Source organism: Longispora urticae (genome assembly GCF_053902585.1).
This window is the reverse complement of the sequence record NZ_JAQZSH010000047.1, coordinates 40,370-56,124: the sequence shown is the minus strand read 5'-3', so window position 1 is coordinate 56,124 and position 15,755 is coordinate 40,370. Positions and strand designations below refer to the sequence as shown.

General features: G+C 74.4%; 17 protein-coding genes. 2 read left to right on the top strand and 15 right to left on the bottom strand.

The window, feature by feature from the left end; genetic code table 11:
• Positions 1–358 precede the first annotated feature (358 nt).
• From PT931_RS32605 to PT931_RS32560, 10 genes are all read right to left on the bottom strand, one after another.
• Positions 359–1,165: a class I SAM-dependent methyltransferase gene (locus PT931_RS32605; protein ID WP_456249561.1), complete on the bottom strand. Its 807-nt coding sequence runs from the start codon at positions 1,163–1,165 to the stop codon at positions 359–361.
• The gene (locus PT931_RS32600; protein ID WP_456249560.1) at positions 1,162–1,767 is read right to left on the bottom strand and encodes a mycothiol-dependent nitroreductase Rv2466c family protein; all 606 of its coding nucleotides are present in this window, start codon (positions 1,765–1,767) and stop codon (positions 1,162–1,164) included. The genes PT931_RS32605 and PT931_RS32600 overlap by 4 nt, the downstream gene beginning before the upstream one ends.
• On the bottom strand, positions 1,760–2,299 hold the full coding sequence (locus PT931_RS32595; RefSeq protein WP_456249559.1) for a hypothetical protein: 540 nt from the start codon (positions 2,297–2,299) through the stop codon (positions 1,760–1,762). Before PT931_RS32595 ends, PT931_RS32600 begins: the two co-directional genes overlap by 8 nt.
• A complete protein-coding gene (locus PT931_RS32590) occupies positions 2,289–3,536 on the bottom strand; it encodes a beta-ketoacyl-[acyl-carrier-protein] synthase family protein (protein WP_456249564.1) in 1,248 nt (415 codons plus the stop codon). Before PT931_RS32590 ends, PT931_RS32595 begins: the two co-directional genes overlap by 11 nt.
• A 2-nt stretch (positions 3,537–3,538) precedes the next feature.
• Entirely contained in the window at positions 3,539–5,281 is a 1,743-nt protein-coding gene (locus PT931_RS32585; protein WP_456249558.1) for a class I adenylate-forming enzyme family protein, read from the bottom strand.
• Positions 5,278–5,784, bottom strand: coding sequence for a beta-ketoacyl synthase chain length factor (locus PT931_RS32580; protein ID WP_456249557.1), 507 nt, complete (start codon positions 5,782–5,784; stop codon positions 5,278–5,280). Before PT931_RS32580 ends, PT931_RS32585 begins: the two co-directional genes overlap by 4 nt.
• Positions 5,781–6,938 (bottom strand): beta-ketoacyl-[acyl-carrier-protein] synthase family protein, encoded by a 1,158-nt coding sequence (locus PT931_RS32575; RefSeq protein WP_456249556.1) that lies wholly within the window; start codon positions 6,936–6,938, stop codon positions 5,781–5,783. Before PT931_RS32575 ends, PT931_RS32580 begins: the two co-directional genes overlap by 4 nt.
• Positions 6,931–7,182, bottom strand: coding sequence for an acyl carrier protein (locus tag PT931_RS32570; RefSeq protein WP_456249555.1), 252 nt, complete (start codon positions 7,180–7,182; stop codon positions 6,931–6,933). The genes PT931_RS32575 and PT931_RS32570 overlap by 8 nt, the downstream gene beginning before the upstream one ends.
• Before the next feature lie 76 nt (positions 7,183–7,258).
• Positions 7,259–7,531 (bottom strand): acyl carrier protein, encoded by a 273-nt coding sequence (locus tag PT931_RS32565; protein ID WP_363727109.1) that lies wholly within the window; start codon positions 7,529–7,531, stop codon positions 7,259–7,261.
• A 38-nt stretch (positions 7,532–7,569) separates the two neighbouring features.
• A complete protein-coding gene (locus PT931_RS32560; protein WP_456249554.1) occupies positions 7,570–8,919 on the bottom strand; it encodes a class I adenylate-forming enzyme family protein in 1,350 nt (449 codons plus the stop codon).
• Positions 8,920–9,225: 306 nt separating this feature from the next.
• On the opposite strand from PT931_RS32560, the gene pabB reads away from it, so the two are divergent.
• Both pabB and PT931_RS32550 read left to right on the top strand, forming a co-directional pair.
• The gene (pabB, locus tag PT931_RS32555; protein WP_456249553.1) at positions 9,226–11,295 is read left to right on the top strand and encodes an aminodeoxychorismate synthase component I; all 2,070 of its coding nucleotides are present in this window, start codon (positions 9,226–9,228) and stop codon (positions 11,293–11,295) included.
• Positions 11,296–11,418: 123 nt separating this feature from the next.
• The gene (locus PT931_RS32550; protein WP_456249552.1) at positions 11,419–12,360 is read left to right on the top strand and encodes a 3'-5' exonuclease; all 942 of its coding nucleotides are present in this window, start codon (positions 11,419–11,421) and stop codon (positions 12,358–12,360) included.
• A gap of 27 nt (positions 12,361–12,387) precedes the next feature.
• Here PT931_RS32550 and rnhA read toward each other — a convergent pair whose 3' ends face one another.
• From rnhA to PT931_RS32525, 5 genes are all read right to left on the bottom strand, one after another.
• A complete protein-coding gene (gene rnhA / locus PT931_RS32545) occupies positions 12,388–12,924 on the bottom strand; it encodes a ribonuclease HI (RefSeq protein ID WP_456249551.1) in 537 nt (178 codons plus the stop codon).
• Between the two features lie 116 nt (positions 12,925–13,040).
• Positions 13,041–13,442, bottom strand: a complete 402-nt coding sequence (locus PT931_RS32540; RefSeq protein WP_456249550.1) for a nuclear transport factor 2 family protein — start codon at positions 13,440–13,442, stop codon at positions 13,041–13,043.
• Entirely contained in the window at positions 13,433–14,239 is an 807-nt protein-coding gene (locus PT931_RS32535) for an MBL fold metallo-hydrolase (protein WP_456249549.1), read from the bottom strand. Before PT931_RS32535 ends, PT931_RS32540 begins: the two co-directional genes overlap by 10 nt.
• Positions 14,240–14,317: 78 nt before the next feature.
• Positions 14,318–14,920 (bottom strand): DsbA family protein, encoded by a 603-nt coding sequence (locus PT931_RS32530; protein ID WP_456249548.1) that lies wholly within the window; start codon positions 14,918–14,920, stop codon positions 14,318–14,320.
• Positions 14,921–15,104: 184 nt separating this feature from the next.
• Positions 15,105–15,599: a MarR family winged helix-turn-helix transcriptional regulator gene (locus tag PT931_RS32525; protein ID WP_456249547.1), complete on the bottom strand. Its 495-nt coding sequence runs from the start codon at positions 15,597–15,599 to the stop codon at positions 15,105–15,107.
• Positions 15,600–15,755 lie beyond the last annotated feature (156 nt).

The following is a 15,755-nucleotide window of genomic DNA, read 5'->3' as shown; positions in this document are numbered from 1 at the left end:
GCGGGGCGACCACTCGTCGTGGGGTGCCGTGGAACGTTCACCGTCACGGCACCCGACCGGGCAGGCCTGCACCTCCCGACCAGCCTGCCCGGTGTGGACAGCACAAACACAGGGACCTGGAACGGCCAGTCGGCGTTGCGGCCGCCTCCAGCAGCGGAATCGGCCGGCAGCCCGCGTCGGTCAACCCGCCGAACGTGTGCCGGGTCCCCGTACCCGTCGGCGCGCGCCCGGCCCGGTACCCCGCCAGGTTGAACGTGTAGGCCGCCTTTTCAGCCGGCACCCGGGCGGTGACATCCGCCCGGCCGTGCCAGGCCACCTGCCCGTCGGTGAGGATCACGACCCGATCGGGCCAAGGCGTTCACGCCAGGCGGGCCCAGGCGCCCACCAGGGTCGGCGGCACGAACACGGCCCCCACCTCGGCAAGCTCCGCCTCCACCCGCTCCCGCACCGTCTCCACATCCACCTCCTCCGCGCTGGCCACCCCGGTGGCCTCCAACAACGGCAGCAACGACCGCAGCACCCCGGACAGCACCAGCGGCCCGTTGACATCCCCCGCCGGGTGGTACCCCTGCACCCCCACCATCGTCGGCGCCCCCAACCCGGCCGCCGAGAACACCGACCCCAGCCGGGCCCCGATCCCCGGATCCATCCCGGCGCGTTCGATGGCCCCGCAGATCCACTCCCGGGCCCGGGCGACGAGCGCCGTCGCCGGCACCGACCGTGCGCCCGTCATGTCGAACTCGGCGGCCACCACGACTCCGCCGGGTCGCAGGGCGGCGGCGTGGTGCCGGAGCACGTCGGCCGGGGCGGGGGTGTGCACGAGCACCAGGCGGCCGACGATCGCGTCGAAGCCGTCCGGGTCGCGCCAGGTGGCGATGTCACCCTCCACGAAGGACACGTTGGTGCGGCCGGCGCTCAGCGACTCGGCCGTCCGCAGCGCGTCGGCGGACCGGTCCACGCCCACGACGGCACCGGAAAGGCCTACCAGGTCCGCCGCGAGTCGGGCGACGTCGCCGGTGCCGGTGCCCAGGTCGAGCACGCGCATGCCGGGACCGATGCCGGCCTGGCGGAGGATCAGGCTGGTCGCGGGGGCCAGCATCGCCGCCTGGTGTTCGAGTCTGGCCAGTTCGGCGTCGGCGTGGCCAAGGGCATAGGTGCCGGTCATCGGGTACCCACCTCACGTGATCGTTTCAGTTCGGAGAAGCCGGGGGTGCCGGCCAGGAGGAGTGCGCCGTCCCACAGCCTGCCGGCCGCCTCCCCGGTGGGGGCGGGCGCGATCACCGGGCCGAAGAAGGCGGGCGCGCCGGCGACGTGCAGCACCGGGGTGCCGAGGTCCGTACCGACCAGGGCGGTGACCTCCTCGTGGCTGGCGCGCAGGGTCGCGTCGAGGGTGTCGTCTGCGGCGTGGGTGGCCCAGTCTCCGGGGAGGCCCGCGGTGGCGAGGGCGGCGCGGAGCATGGGTTCGCCGAGGCCGGCGCGCTGTTCGTGGATGCGGTCGGCCATGGCCAGGTACAGCGGGCGGAGCGCGTCCTCGGCCTCGGCGACCGCGCACACCCGGGCGGGGCCCCAGCCGCGGTTGAGCAGCAGCCGGTACCTCGTGTCGAGGTCCTTCTTGCCCTGGTTGAGCATGGACAGGCTCATGGCCCGGAACCGGACGGTCACGTCCCGGACCCGTTCGACCTCCAGCAGCCAGCGGGCCGCCTGCCAGGCCCAGGGGCAGATGGGGTCGACCCAGAGGTCCACGGTGGGCGGCGCGGGGTCAGCCACGGACCGGCTCCGTTCCGGCGGGGGGCGCGACGGCCGCGCATCCGGTCGACGGCCGGTCGACCTCCGCGTGGAAGCGGCACGCGTCGCCCCCCGTGCGGGCGCAGGCCACGACCTTGTCGCGCACGGTGAGGCCCAGTGCCTCCCACCAGCCGGCGCGCATCTCCAGGCACGGGCACTCGTACCCGTCGAGGGATCTCGCGGCCCGCAGCATCTTCAGCACGAAGCTGTTGGTGAGCACCGACTCCCAGGCGTTCTCCCCGACCGGGATCTCCTCGACGGTGATCGAGCCGTCGGCCCACATCGTCTGCGGGATCCGGGCGAACTCCTCGAGGAACTGGGCCATCGACTGGTCGGTCAGCGCGATGCCGTACCGGCGCGCGCACCAGGCGGCGACCCGGCGGGACACGAAGCGCAGCGCCTCCGCGTTGATCTCGTTGGCGGCCTGCTGGCCGAAGCGCCGGGCGACGCCCTGGTACCACCGGGCGTCGTGCAGCCACCAGAACTGCTGGTAGGGGATGTCGTCAGTCCGCACTGCGCACCTTCCGGGTCCCGGGCCGGCCGAGGACCACGCTCACGTTGTGTCCGCCGAACGCGAACGAGTTGGACAGGGCGTACCCGACCGCCGCCGTGCGGGCCGCGCCCCGGACGTGGTCGAGGGCGCACCCCGGGTCGGGGTCGTCGAGGTTCGCGGTCGGCGGCAGGGTGCCGGTGCCGAGGGCCAGGGCGGTGGCGGCGGCCTCGACCGCGCCGGCCGCGCCGAGCAGGTGGCCGGTGACGCCCTTGGTGGAGCTGACCGCGGGGCCGGGGCCGGGGAACACGTCGCGGACGGCGCGGGCCTCGGCGAGGTCCCCGAGGCGGGTGCCGGTCGCGTGCGCGTTGAGGTAGCCGACCGCCCCGGCGGGCACGCCCGCGTCGGCCAGGGCCCGGCGCATGCACGCCGCCGCGCCCGCGCCGTCGGGGCGGGGCATGGTCGGGTGGTGCGCGTCGGTGGTGGCGCCCCAGCCGAGGACGTCGGCGTAGCCGGCCGCCCAGCGGGAGTCGGCGTGCGCGGCGCGTTCGAGGACGAGCATGCCCGCGCCCTCGCTGAGCACCAGCCCGTTGCGGCGCGCGTCGAACGGGCGGCTCGCCTCGGCCGGGTCGGCCCAGCCGTGCGCGAGGGTGCCCGCGTTGGCGAACCCGGCGACCGTGGTCGACGCGAACGGAGCCTCGGTGCCGCCGCAGACCACCACGTCGGCCTCGTCGGCGCGCAGCAGCCGGAGCGCCTCGCCCACCGCCTGGCCGCCGCCCGCGCAGGCCGACGAGATGGCCGTGCTGAGGCCCCGGATGCCGAACCGGATCGCGATCCGCGCGGCGGCCTGGTTCATCATCATGCCCGGCAGCAGGTACGGGCTGACCGCCACCCGGCCGCGCGCGTCGAAGCCGAGGGCCTGTTCCTCGTACGTGGCCATGCCGCCGCCCGCGCTGGACACGATCACGGCCACCCGTTCGGGGTCCACGTCGCGGCCGACGACGATGCCCGCGTCGGCGAGCGCGGATTCGGCGGCGGCCACGGCCAGCAGTACGAACCGGTCGACGGAGACCGCGCCCTTGGGCGGGAGGAGGTCGAGGGGTGCGATGGGCGGGGCGAGGCCGGCGACCTCCAGCAGGGGGCCGCCGCGGCCGTCGGGAGCGCTGAGGGCGGGCCGGCCGTCACACAGGGACTTCCAGAAACCTTCGACGGTGGTACCGAGCGGGGTGACCAGTCCGATCCCGGTGATCGTGGCGTGCAGGCTCACGACGACACCCCGAGACCCGGTGCGCCGGCTGCGGCCGAGGTACGCGCAATCCCGGAGTCGGGCCTCGCCCGGGTGGCTCCGGTGTCCGGCCGGCCGGAGGGCGTCGTGTGCTCCGCCGGGCGGAGGGCGACCTTGCGGACCTTGCCGGTGGCCCCGAGCGGGATCTGGCCGGCGGACACGACGACGACCCGGCGCACGGCCCCGGCCAGCCCCGGCTCCAGCGTGGCCCGGACCCGCGCCAGCAGGTCGCCCCCGGCCCCCTCGTCGGCGACCTGGGCGAGGATCTGGATGCCGCCGTCGGGGGTGGCGACCACCGTGCAGTCGGTCACCTCCGGGCAGCCGGCGAGGATCCGCTCCTCCGTCAGGACCGTGTAGACCCGGGTGCCGTCGGGGAGGGTGATGGCGTCGGGGACCCGGTCGAGGTGGTAGTACCAGCCGGACTCGTCGCGGTACACGACGTCGCCGGTCAGGAGCCAGCCGCCGACCCGGGACCGGTAGGTGGCCACCGAGTCGTTCCAGTAGCCGGGCGACATCGACGGGGTGCGCACGGCGAGCATGCCGGGTTCCCCGTCGGGCACGGGCGCGCCGGTCGCGTCGAGGACCGCGGCCTCCGCGTAGGGGTCGGGGCGGCCCACGCACCGGCCGTACCGGGACGTGTCCTGCCGGTGGGTGATGGAGAAGACGGAGTGACCGAGTTCGGAGGAGCCGAGGTTGTCCACGAACACGGAGCCGGCCTTCCAGACCACCCCGTCGACGCTGGGTACCTGGTGCCGGCCGGTCGCGATCAGCCGCCGGATGTGCGCCTCGTGCGCGCAGTCCCCGGTGTTCCACCACACCGCCACGGAGCCGAGGTCGCGGCCGGCCAGGTCGGCGGTGGCGAGTTCGGACCAGGTGCCGGCGAAGCCCAGGACGGTGCCGGGCGCGAACTCCTCGATCGCGTCGAGGGTCGCCGCCCCGGACTGGGTGGACAGCGCGAGGAGTTCCGTGCGGTTGCACAGCGCCAGGTTCAGGATCGTCAGGGTCGAGTTGTGCGCGGCGGGCAGGACGCTCAGCCAGCGGTCGAGGCCCTGGGCGCGCGGCGCGGTCAGCCGGTGCCGGATCGCGGCGAACAGGCTGTCGTGGGTGCCGGTGACGGCCTTGGGCACGCCCGTCGTACCCGAGGAGTGGGTGATGGCCACCGGGTCGGTGCCGTGGTGCCGGTAGGGCCCGGGGGCCTGGTCGGGTCTGCCGGCGACCGCGACCTCGCCGAGCCACGCGATGCCCAGCTCCGCGAGGGTGGGTTCCGTGGTCTCCTGCCCGGTGCGCTGGCGGGGTACCGTTCCGCCGACGTCCAGCGTTCCGTCCATCAGGAAGCGTGGACCCAGCACGGCGCGCGGGTTCAGGCGGCGGATGTAGCCGGTGGCGATCGCCGGGGCGAGGCGCGCGTTGACCAGCGCCGCGATGGCCCCGAGCCGGGCCAGCGCCAGGAACGCCAAGACGTTGTCGGCGGCCGTCGGGGCGACCACGGCCACCGGGTCGCGGGGACCGATCCCGGCCTCGTGCAGCCACTGGGCCCGGGCGGCGACCGCGCGGTCCAGTTCGCCGAGGGTGAGCAGGTGTCCGGCCGGGTACCCGTCGACCGGGGTGTCGAAGGCGAGGGCCGGTTCGTCGAGGTCCACCCCGTACCCGATGAGGGTCTCGATGGCGTTCCCGGCGCCCAGGCGGGGGTCGGCGGCGAGGCGGGCGCGGATGCTGGTCATGGGTGGCCTCCAGGCTTCACGAGCAGGGCGACGGCCCGGTCCGGGGTCCCGGGCGTGGTGGACTGCTCCACCAACACGACCAGGGCGCGGTCGGCGTCCCCGGCGGCGAACATCAGGTCCACGAGGTCCAGCGCGTCGGCCGTGGGGTCGCCGGCGGGGCTGACGCAGACCACCGGCCCGGTCAGGCCCCAGCGGGTCGCGACGTGGCCGAGGACCGCGTTGGGCACGGACTGGAAGAACAACAGGGGTGACACGTTGCCGCCGCTGTCGACGAGGTCGGCGACCTCCCGGCCGCTGACGATGTCGCCGGCCGTGGAGACCAGGACGACGGCTGTTCGCGCGCCCTCGCCGGCGGGCACGGGGGGCGGGCCGTAGTGCGCGGTGAGGCACAGCCGGGCGGCCTCGGCGACCAGCGGGCTGAACGAGGACACCACGAACCGGGCCAGGGCCGGGGGTTCGCCGGTGCCGGGCCACTCGGCGCGGGTCAGCACGGTCACGGTCACGCGGTCACCACCAGGGCGGTGTTGGCGCCGCCGAACGCGGCGTTGAGGCTGAGGGCGTGCCGGGCGTCGGTGGCGCGCGGGGTCAGGACGAGGTCGAGGTCGCAGTCGGGGCCGAGGTGTCCGGCGTTCACCGGCAGCCGGCCGGCGCGCAGGGCGGAGACGGTGACCGCGAGTTCGAGCAGGCCCGAGGCCTCCAGGACGTGGCCGTGCAGGGCCTTGGTGGAACTGACCGGGATCCGTGCGGCGTGCGGGCCGAGGGCCCGGTGCAGCGCCGCCGCTTCGGCCGCGTCGTTGTGGGGGGTACCGGTGCCGTGCGCGTTGACGTAGCCCACCGCTGCGGGGGTGAGCCCGGCCCGGTCGAGGGCGTCGGTGATCGCGCGGGCCATGCCGGTGCCGTCGGGGTGCGGCTGGCAGACGTGGTAGGCGTCGCCGGCCCGGCCCCAGCCCGAGAGCGTCGCGAGTGGACGGTCGGGGTCGGCCTCCAGCACGGCGGCCGCGATGCCGTCGCCGAGCAGCAGTCCCTTGCGTCCGGCGCTGAACGGGCGGACCACCCCGTCGGCGGCGAGCGCCCGGCCGGCGTCGAACATCGCGAAGTCGTCCTCGGTGACCAGCGAACCGGCGGCCACCACGACCCGGTCGGCCCGGCCGGTACGGATCATCGAGGCCGCGTCGATCAGCGCGGTACTCGCCGACACGCACGCCGTCGTGTACGCCCTCGGGGCCCCGGCCAGCCCGCACTTCTCGGCGAGCGCCACGGCCAGCCCGGCGCTGCTGTCCGCCGGGTTCCGACCCCAGCGGGGCAGCCGGGCCAGGCCCGGTTCGCGGTGCACGCCGAGCAGCATGGTGGTGGTGCCCCGGTCGCGCAGGCCCGCCTCCTCGCACGCCTGGTCCACGACCGCGATCAGCTCGTCCAGCAGCGAACCGGCGCCGGGCAGCTCGGCGGCCACCCCGATCCGGTACTTCCCCGCCGCGAACCTGGTGACCGGGGCGAACGCGGGCACCCCGGCGGCGAGACCGGAGGCGAGCGCGGGCAGGCCCCGGCCGAACGCGGAGGCGACGGCCAGGCCGGTGATGCCGACGGACCGGGGCCGGAGCGGGTGGCCGGACCGGATGCCGGCGGAACCGGTCCCGGTGCCGGCCGGCTCGTCAGGCATGGTTCGCCGCCCCCAGCGCGGCCGTCCCGCCGACCACCGGCCCCAGGACCGCCACCGCGTCGTCCACGGTCACGATCCGGGCCAGGTCGGCGTCGCCGAGCCGGACGGGGACGGCGAACCGGCGCTCGATCTCGTACAGCAGCCACGCCAGGTCGAGGGAGTCGATCCGCTCGTCCACGGCGTCGACGGGGCGTTCGCCGTAGCTGGCGAGCATGGCCAGGACGCAGTCGCGGTCCAGACTCACGCGACCACCTCGCTGCGCTCGCCGGCCGCATGAGGCACCCGCGCACTGGGCCTCTGCTCCGCTCGCTGACGCTCGCTCATGCCGCCTGACCGCCCGCGCGGACCAGCTCGACCCGGACGGCGACGTCGGCCAGGAACTCGCCGAAGGTCAGGTACGCCATCTTCTCCAGCTCCTCGTCGGCGAGCAGGACGCCGTACTGGTCCTGGAGGCGCAGGCCCAGCTCCGCGATGCCCAGGGACTCCAGGTCGATGCCGGCCGGGCCGAGCGGGGTGTCGTCGGCGACATCGCTGACGTCGTAGTTCATCGCCGTCATCGCGCTGAGCGAGAAGGTCCGCAGCTCGTCGATCATGGGTGACTCCTTCTGTTCGGCCCGGCCGGTCGGCCGGGTCATCGCTGTGCGGCGGCACGGAGCGCCGCCAGGTCGCGGCTCCGTTTGCCGCTGGAGGTCCGGGGCAGCGCCGGCACGACGTGCACCCGGCGGGGCCGTTTGAACCCGGCCAGCCGGACGGCCAGTTCCCGTTCGACGTCGGCGGCCGGCACCCCGGCGGCCAGGGCCACGAACGCCTCGATCCCCCGGTCGTGCACGACGACCGCCTCGGTGACCCCGGGCAGCGCGGCCACCGTGTGCTCCACCTCGGACAGGTCGACCTTGAGCCCGCCGACGGAGACCTGCGAGTCGAGCCGGCCGAGGATGGCGACCCGGCCGTTCTCGTACGTCGCGGCGTCGCGGGTGCGCAGCCAGCCGTCGGCCCACCGGTCGCCGGCCGGCCCCAGGTACGGGCTCGCGGGCGAGCGGACCAGCAGTTCGCCGTCGACCACCCGGACCTCCACGCCGGGGGCGGGCGGGCCGACCGGGGAACCGCCGGCGGTGTCCATCGCGATCACGCCCAGCTCGGTCATGCCGTAGCACCCGCCGAGCGGCACGCCGTACGCCGCCGTGAACGCCCCGGCCAGCCCGGGGCGGAGCAGCTCACCGCCCGTGACGGCGCGGACCAGGGGCAGCGGGGGCGGGGAGGCGACCCGGGCGAGGAGTTCCAGGTGGAACGGCACCGCGAACAGGGTGGTCGGCTCCGGCCCCGCGGCCAGGGTGTCGAGGATGCCGTCCACGGTCATCCGTTCCGGCACGGCGACCCGAGCGCCGACGTGCAGCCCGTGCAGCAGCGCGCCGAGCAGCCCGAACGTGTGCACGAGCGAGTTGAGGACCACGATCCGGTCGCCGCGCGCGGGCATGCCGGGGATCCGGGCGTACCGCTCCAGTTCGGTGACCAGGCTCTGCGCGGTCCGGCCGATCACCTTCGACGGCCCGGTCGAACCGGAGGACAGCTGCACGAGCGCGTGCCCGGTCTCCGCCGGCCGGCCGGGTCGGGCGGCGATCACCGGGGTGACGTCGTGGAACCCGCGCAGCGCGCCGTCGGGCTCGGCGTCGGGCGTGACGAGCAGCTGCGGCTCCAGCCGGGCGAGCGCGGCGTCGACCTCGTGCGGGGTGAGCCGGTGGTCGAGGAGCAGCACCTGCGCGCCGACCTGCCAGGCGGCGAGCAGGCACGTCACGTAGGCCACCGACGGCGGCAGCCGCAGGGCCACGGTGCCGCCCGGCCGGAGCCCGGCGACCACGAGCGCGGCGTGCCGGTCGGCCACCGCGGCGCGCAGCTCGGACCGGCGGACGGGGCCCGCGAACCACAGGCAGACCTCGTCGTCGGGGCCGTCGAGGAGGACACGGTCGACCCAGTCGGGAGTCATGGATTCTCGCCTCCAGAATAGGGAGCGCCCTGAAAGCTAATGGCCCGCCATTGGGGTCCACAAGAGAATAGAGACAGGCCGACACGTGATCCGCATCACACGAAATACATCGACGAACCTACCCATTACGGAGTGCTGTTTTACCAGCTCAGAAGCCCTATAGAACGAAGGGGAAAATATAGAGCCGCTATATGGGGGCCAGTTTTCCTTTGAGTGCACCGTACTCTCGTGACCATTCACGAATACCATTCCTGGGCCATGCGCATTTCGTCGTCGCCGTCGCCCGTACCCGCCCCAGGAGGCCCCATGCGCACCCTGCTGGTCGACAACCACGACTCGTTCACCTACAACCTCTTCCACTACCTGGCGGAGGTGAACGGCCGCGAGCCCGAGGTCGTCCGCAACGACGATCCACACTGGAGGCCGGAGCGGCTCCGCGAGTTCGACAACGTGGTCGTCTCCCCCGGCCCGGGCACCCCCCGGCGCGCCACCGACCTCGGCCTGTCCCGCGCGCTCGTCGAGCACTGCGACATCCCGCTGCTCGGCGTGTGCCTCGGCCACCAGGCCATCGCGCACCTCGCCGGCGGCTGCGTCGACCGCGCGCCCGAGCCCCGGCACGGCAGGGTGTCGGAGGTGCTGCACGACGGCACCGGCCTGTTCGCCGACCTGCCCAACCCCTTCGAGGCCGTGCGCTACCACTCCCTCGCCGTCACCGACCTCCCGGCGACACTCGCGGCGACAGCGCACACCCACGACGGGGTACTGATGGGCCTGCGGCACCGGGTCCGTCCCCAGTGGGGCGTGCAGTTCCACCCCGAGTCCATCTGCACGGAGCACGGCCACCGGCTGCTGCGGAACTTCGCGCGCCTCACCCGCGACTGGCAGCGCCGCCACGACGTCACGCCGGGCCGGGCCGCCCGGCGTGACCAGACCCGCGCCCCGCACCCCGGGAAAACCAGGACTCTGCGGGTACTCGCCGAGAGGCTCCCCACCCGCTGGAACGACGAGGTCGTGTACGACCAGCTGTTCCGGGCCGCCCCGCACTCCTACTGGCTCGACGCCAGCCGCCCCGGCGACGGCACCGGACGGTTCTCCGTCATGGGGGACGCCACCGGGCCGCTCGCCCGGGTGGTGACCGCCGACGTGTGGGACACGACGGTGACGGTGACGGGCTCTGCTGGTACCCATCAGAAGGTGGTCGGGGGTTTCTGGGACTGGATCGGGCGGGACCTCGCCGGGCTGGCCGTCGAGGTGCCGGAGCTGCCGTTCGACTTCGCGCTCGGCTGGGTCGGGTATCTCGGCTACGAGCTGAAGGCGCAGAGCGGCGGGGAGCGCGCGCACCGGTCGACCGAGCCCGACGCGGCGATGGTGTTCGCGGACCGGGCGGTGGTGTTCGACCACGTCGAGCAGGTGACGTATCTGCTGGCCCTCGCCGAAGGGGACGAGGCGTCGGCGCGGGAGTGGCTGCGGGAGACCGCGGAACGGCTGGCCGGGCTCGCCGGCTGGCACCCGGTCGACCCCGAACCGCCCACCCCGCAACTGGTGTACCCCCGGCACGACCGGGGCGAGTACCTCGACCTGATCGCCAGCTGCCAGGAGGACATCGCCGCCGGCGAGACCTACGAGGTGTGCCTCACCACCATGGTCGAGGCCCGGGTCCCCGTCGACGGGTGGCTCGGCTACCGGCTGATGCGCCGGTTCAGCCCGGCCCCGTTCGGCGCGCTCCTCGAGTTCGGCGACCTGTCCGTGCTCAGCACGTCCCCCGAACGGTTCCTCCGGATCGGCGCCGACGGCCTCCTGGAGTCCCGGCCCATCAAGGGCACCCGGCCGCGCGGCGAGTCCCCCGAGGAGGACGAGCTGCTCCGCAAGGACCTCGCCACCAGCGAGAAGGACCGCTCCGAGAACCTGATGATCGTCGACCTGGTGCGCAACGACCTCGGCTGGTGCGCCGTCGTCGGCTCGGTGCGGGTGCCGAAACTGTTCGACGTGGAGAGCTACGCCACCGTGCACCAGCTGGTCAGCACCATCGTCGCCCAGCGCCGGCCGGACGCGTCCGCGGTGGACTGTGTCCGGGCCGCGTTCCCGGGCGGGTCGATGACCGGGGCGCCGAAGGAGCGCACGATGCGGATCATCGACGCCCTCGAAGGCGGACCACGCGGGGTGTACGCGGGCGCGATCGGCTACCTGTCGCTGACCGGCGCGGCCGACCTGAGCATCGCGATCCGCACGGCCGTGGTGACCGGCGACCGGACCCGGTACGGGGTCGGCGGGGCCATCGTGGCGCTGTCGGATCCGGAGGAGGAGTTCGAGGAGACGGCCGTGAAGGCGGCGCCCCTGCTCCGACTGGTCGGCACGGAGTTCCCGGGCCGGCGCTGACCCACACCCTCCACACTGGAGCAGTACCCGAACGGTGACCGTGCGTCAACACTTTGGGGGAGGCGCACCCCCGCCCCGCCCTCCTACGGTGGAGTCGGATTCCCCGACTCCCCTGGAGGTGCCGTGACCGGCTTTGCCGTGGTCGACGTCGAGACCACCGGACTGTCCCCCGCCCGGCACGACCGGATCGCCGAGATCGCCATCGTGCACGTCGACCCGGGCGGCCGGATCGTCGACGAGTGGGACACGCTGGTCAACCCTGAACGCGACCTCGGCGCGAGTGAGATACACGGGATCCGCGCGTCCGACGTGCGGTACGCGCCCAGGTTCCGCGAACTGGCGCCCCGGATCGCCGAACTGCTCGCCGGGCGGGTGTTCGTCGCGCACAACGTGGCGTTCGACCGGGGGTTCCTGCGCGCGGAGTTCGACCGGATCGGGATCCGGATGCCGTTCGACCAGACCCCGGGACTGTGCACGATGGCGTTGGGCGGCCGGTTCCTCGCGACGTCCTCACGGTCCCTGACCAGCTGCTGCGCGGCGGCCGGCGTGCCCCTGACCGACCAGCACCGCGCGCTCGACGACGCCCGGGCCGCCGCCGGCCTGCTCCGGCACTACCTGCACGGCCGGACCCCGGTGGACTGGAACGGCCACCTCGACACCGCCCTCGCCGCCCGCTGGCCCCTGCTGCCGCACCGGTCGGCGGCGCGACCCGTCCGGCGCGGCGCGCACCGGCACGCCCCGCACTTCCTGGAGCGGATCGCCGAACGCCTGCCCCGGGTACCCGACCCGGCGGAGGCCGACGCCTACCTGGCCGTCCTCGACACCGCCCTGTACGACCGGCACGTCTCCGCGACCGAGGCCGACGCGCTGGTGTCGGTCGCCGCCGAACTCGGCCTGGACCGGGCCACCACGCTCGAACTGCACGCCCTCTACCTCCGGCAGCTCGCCCGGCAGGCGTGGGCCGACGGCGTGGTCAGCGACACCGAACGCGAGGACCTCGACCAGGTCGCGGAGGTACTCGGACTGCCGGAGTCGGCGGTCGCGGCGGCGGTGTCCGGCGCCTGACCCGGGCGCGACACCGTCGCCCGGGAGTCAGAACAGGGCCGGGGCCTGGGGCGGCGACTCGGGTGCGGCGGCCGGGCGGCGGAGGCGGACCTCCGGGGAGTGCGGATCGATCCCCGCCGCGCGCAACGCCTCCTCCAGCCCCTGGTTGGCCAGCCGGTCCGCCCGCTCGTTCTCCGGGTGCCCGGCGTGCCCCTTCACCCAGTGCCACTCGACCCGGTGCACGGTCACGGCGGTGTCAAGGAGCTGCCACAGGTCGACGTTCTTCACCGGCTGCCGGGCGCTGGTCTGCCAGCCGTTGCGCTTCCACTTGGCGACCCAGTCGGTGATGCCGTTGCGGACGTAGGTGCTGTCCGTGTACAGCCGGACCGTCATCGGCCGCTTCAGGCTGCCCAGCGCGCTGATCGGGGCCAGCAGCTCCATCCGGTTGTTGGTGGTCACCGTCGCGTCGCCGCCGCACAGCTCCTTCTCGTGCCCGCCGTACCGGAGCAGCGCGCCCCAGCCGCCCGGTCCCGGATTGGGGACGCACGCGCCGTCGGTGTAGATGTCGACCACCTGTTCCGTCACCGCCGCAGGATACCGGCCACGGAGCGACACCCCAGCTCACGGGTACCGGCCGGCGCGCGCCCCGCCGCTCGGGGGCCCTGGCGTCCCGGACCTGGGGCCGCCCTGGCGCCCGATGGTCAGGGCGTCATCGCGTCGCGGACCAGCGCCGTGTCCACGAACTGTTCGAACCGCACGATCAGCCCGCCCCGGACCACGAAATGGTGCGCCACCCGGGCCGCCAGTTCCTTGCCGGTGGCCCGGTTCCGCGCCGTGTACCGGGCGAGCACGACCACGTTCTCCCCCTCGGCCACGTACGTGTCGTCGTGCGCCGTCCAGTCGTCCCAGTCCGCGCCGAGCGCCGCCATGACGTGCGTGGTGACCCCGTCCGGGGTGCGGTAGGTGCCGGCGAGCGGGAAGCCGGCCATCTCCGTCCACTCGACGTCGGGCGCGAGGGTGGCCCGCAGCGCGTCGAGGTCCCCTGCGGCGGACGCCAGGTACTGCCGCCGCACCACGTCGGCCGGGGAGTCGGTCAGCCCCATGTCATCTCCCCGGTGGCGACCTTGGCCCCGATCTGGGCGGCGATCAGCATGCCCGCGTCGGGGTAGAGCCTCACCAGAGCGGCGGTGAGTTCCGCGCCCGACCCGGCGCGCGCCAGTTCACGATCGAACGCCTCCAGGTACCCCTTGGTGTACGCGAGGGCGGACGCGTCGGTCGGCGTACCCGGCAGGCGGTGTCCCGGGACGACCAGCTCGGGGTCGAGGGCCGCCATCTCGTCCAGGACCGCGATCCACGCCGCGCGCTGTTCGGGCTCCGCGGTGTCGGCGACCCAGACGTGCTCCTCTTGGAACACCAGCACCCCGCCGACGATCGCGCGGTGCTCGGCCTGCCACAGGTAGTGCCGGTCCGGCAGGGTCGGGTGCCCGCCACGCAACGCGAAGGTGTACCCCTCGAACTCCAGGTCCCCGGTCAGCGGGGCCAGGACGGCCAGCCGGGTCGGGCGGTTGACGCCGACCGGTTCCCAGGCGGCGAGCTTGGCCTCGTAGCTGGCGGTGATGTGCTCGATGACGGGCGGGGTGGCCACGAGCCGGGCGTCGGGGAAGGCGTCGGCGACGACCTCCAGGCCCCAGTAGTAGTCGGGGTCGCCGTGGCTGACGAACACCGTGGTCAGGGTCTTGCCGGAGTCGAGGATCGCGGCGACGAGCCGGTGGCCGTCGGCGCGGGTGAAGCCGGTGTCGATCAGCATCGCCTCGTGCTCGCCGGTGACGAGGGTGGCGGTCTTGTTCGGGCTGCCGACCGGGAAGTCCAGGTCGAACACTGTGAAGTCGAGCGGTGCCATGTCGGGTCCTTGTCTGTGGAAGGTGCGCGGCGCGGGGCGGGCGCGGAGCCGGCGGTGGTCCGGGCGCCCGGCACTTCGTCAGCGCAGGTGGCGGTCGATGGTGTCGGCGTCGGCGTGGCCGACCGCGAGGACGGTGGCCCGGTCCCCGTCGACGGCGAGCAGGGTCGGGAAGCCCTCGACGCCCAGTTCGCGGGAGCGGCGGAAGTCGGCGGCGGCGGCCGTGCGGGCGGCGGGGGCCTCGAAGGCGGCGACCAGCGCGTCGGGGTCGAGGTCGAGCCGGGCGGCGAGCACGCGGTAGGTCTGCGGGTCCGACAGGCTCAGCCCGTCGACGTAGAAGGCCCGCTGGAGGGCCTCGGCGGCGTCGACGGCCCGGTCCGGGGCGAGCGCGCGGAGTGCGGCCATGCCCCGGGCGGCGGCCTCGGAGTCCATCACGAAGGAACCGTCCTCGATGAGGCTTTCATACCCCTTTCCGAAGGGTACGCCGGTCACGTCGGCGATCTTCGCGTTCGCGCCCCCGACGTAGCCGAACTGGCGGATCGGCACCCTGCGCGCGCCGGTGAACAGGCCGCCGGAGACGACCTCGACCGGGACGCCCGGGTGCCGCCGGGTGACCTCGGCGAGGGTGGGGGTGAACCCGTACGACCAGCCGCAGTAGGCGTCGAAGACGTACACGAGCTTCATGGGGCGTGCCTTTCGGTGCTGGGCCCGCGCCGGACGACGCGGTCTACCTGACACAACAGTATCTGACGCGTCAGGCATTCCGGATCGGCGCACCGAAGATGGTGTGTGCTGGGCCACGGCCCCGGGGGCGTCCTCGCGCGCGGCGCGCCACGCGGACCGGGCCTCCGACCTGGGCGCGCGGGTCTCAGCGTAGGCGCGGGAGCGCGTCGCGCGCGGCGTAACTGAGGATCTTCAGGTCCGCCGTGAACTGGTCGCGGTGGTCGGCCGGCAACGGGTCGAGGAAGTACCGCCGGATGTTGTTTACGTGCAGCCGCGCCGCCCGGACCGTGGTCTCCTCGCCGAGCGGGGTGAGCCGCACCAGCTGCACCCGGCGGTCCCCCGGGTCGGCCGCCCGGACCACCAGCCCGGCCGCCGCCATCCGGTCCACCAGCCGGGTCGCGCCGCCCGTCGTGAGCACCTGTTCCTGGGCGACGGCCCGCATCGTGAGTCCCGGCGCGCCGGCCCGGCCGAGGATCAGCAGCACCTCGAACATCAGGTGGCTGATCCCGCACTCCTCCTCGATGGCCCGGCCGAGGATGTACTCGAGCCGGTTGGCCGCGCCCAGCAGCCGGCCGAAGCCCAGTACCCGGGCGTCGTTGGCCGCCTGCTCCGCCGTCGAGATCTCCACGTCGTCCGTCACCGCCCCATCATCCCTGCCGCCGCGCCGGCCGCGCGCACGGCCGGCCCGACGAACCGGCACCGCCCACGGGTCCCGGGGCCGACGGGTGGCCGGACCGGGGTCGGCGCGGCCGGGCCCGGAGCCGGGTGCCCGGATCCGGGCGGAAGTGTCGGACCC

Coding starts and splice junctions, on each gene's coding strand:
- PT931_RS32605 (WP_456249561.1), bottom strand. CDS start 1,165: ATGACCGGCACCTATGCCCTTGGCCACGCCGACGCCGAACTGGCCAGA.
- PT931_RS32585 (WP_456249558.1), bottom strand. CDS start 5,281: ATGACCAGCATCCGCGCCCGCCTCGCCGCCGACCCCCGCCTGGGCGCC.
- PT931_RS32575 (WP_456249556.1), bottom strand. CDS start 6,938: ATGCCTGACGAGCCGGCCGGCACCGGGACCGGTTCCGCCGGCATCCGG.
- PT931_RS32565 (WP_363727109.1), bottom strand. CDS start 7,531: ATGATCGACGAGCTGCGGACCTTCTCGCTCAGCGCGATGACGGCGATG.
- PT931_RS32560 (WP_456249554.1), bottom strand. CDS start 8,919: ATGACTCCCGACTGGGTCGACCGTGTCCTCCTCGACGGCCCCGACGAC.
- pabB (WP_456249553.1), top strand. CDS start 9,226: ATGCGCACCCTGCTGGTCGACAACCACGACTCGTTCACCTACAACCTC.
- PT931_RS32540 (WP_456249550.1), bottom strand. CDS start 13,442: ATGGGGCTGACCGACTCCCCGGCCGACGTGGTGCGGCGGCAGTACCTG.
- PT931_RS32535 (WP_456249549.1), bottom strand. CDS start 14,239: ATGGCACCGCTCGACTTCACAGTGTTCGACCTGGACTTCCCGGTCGGC.
- PT931_RS32530 (WP_456249548.1), bottom strand. CDS start 14,920: ATGAAGCTCGTGTACGTCTTCGACGCCTACTGCGGCTGGTCGTACGGG.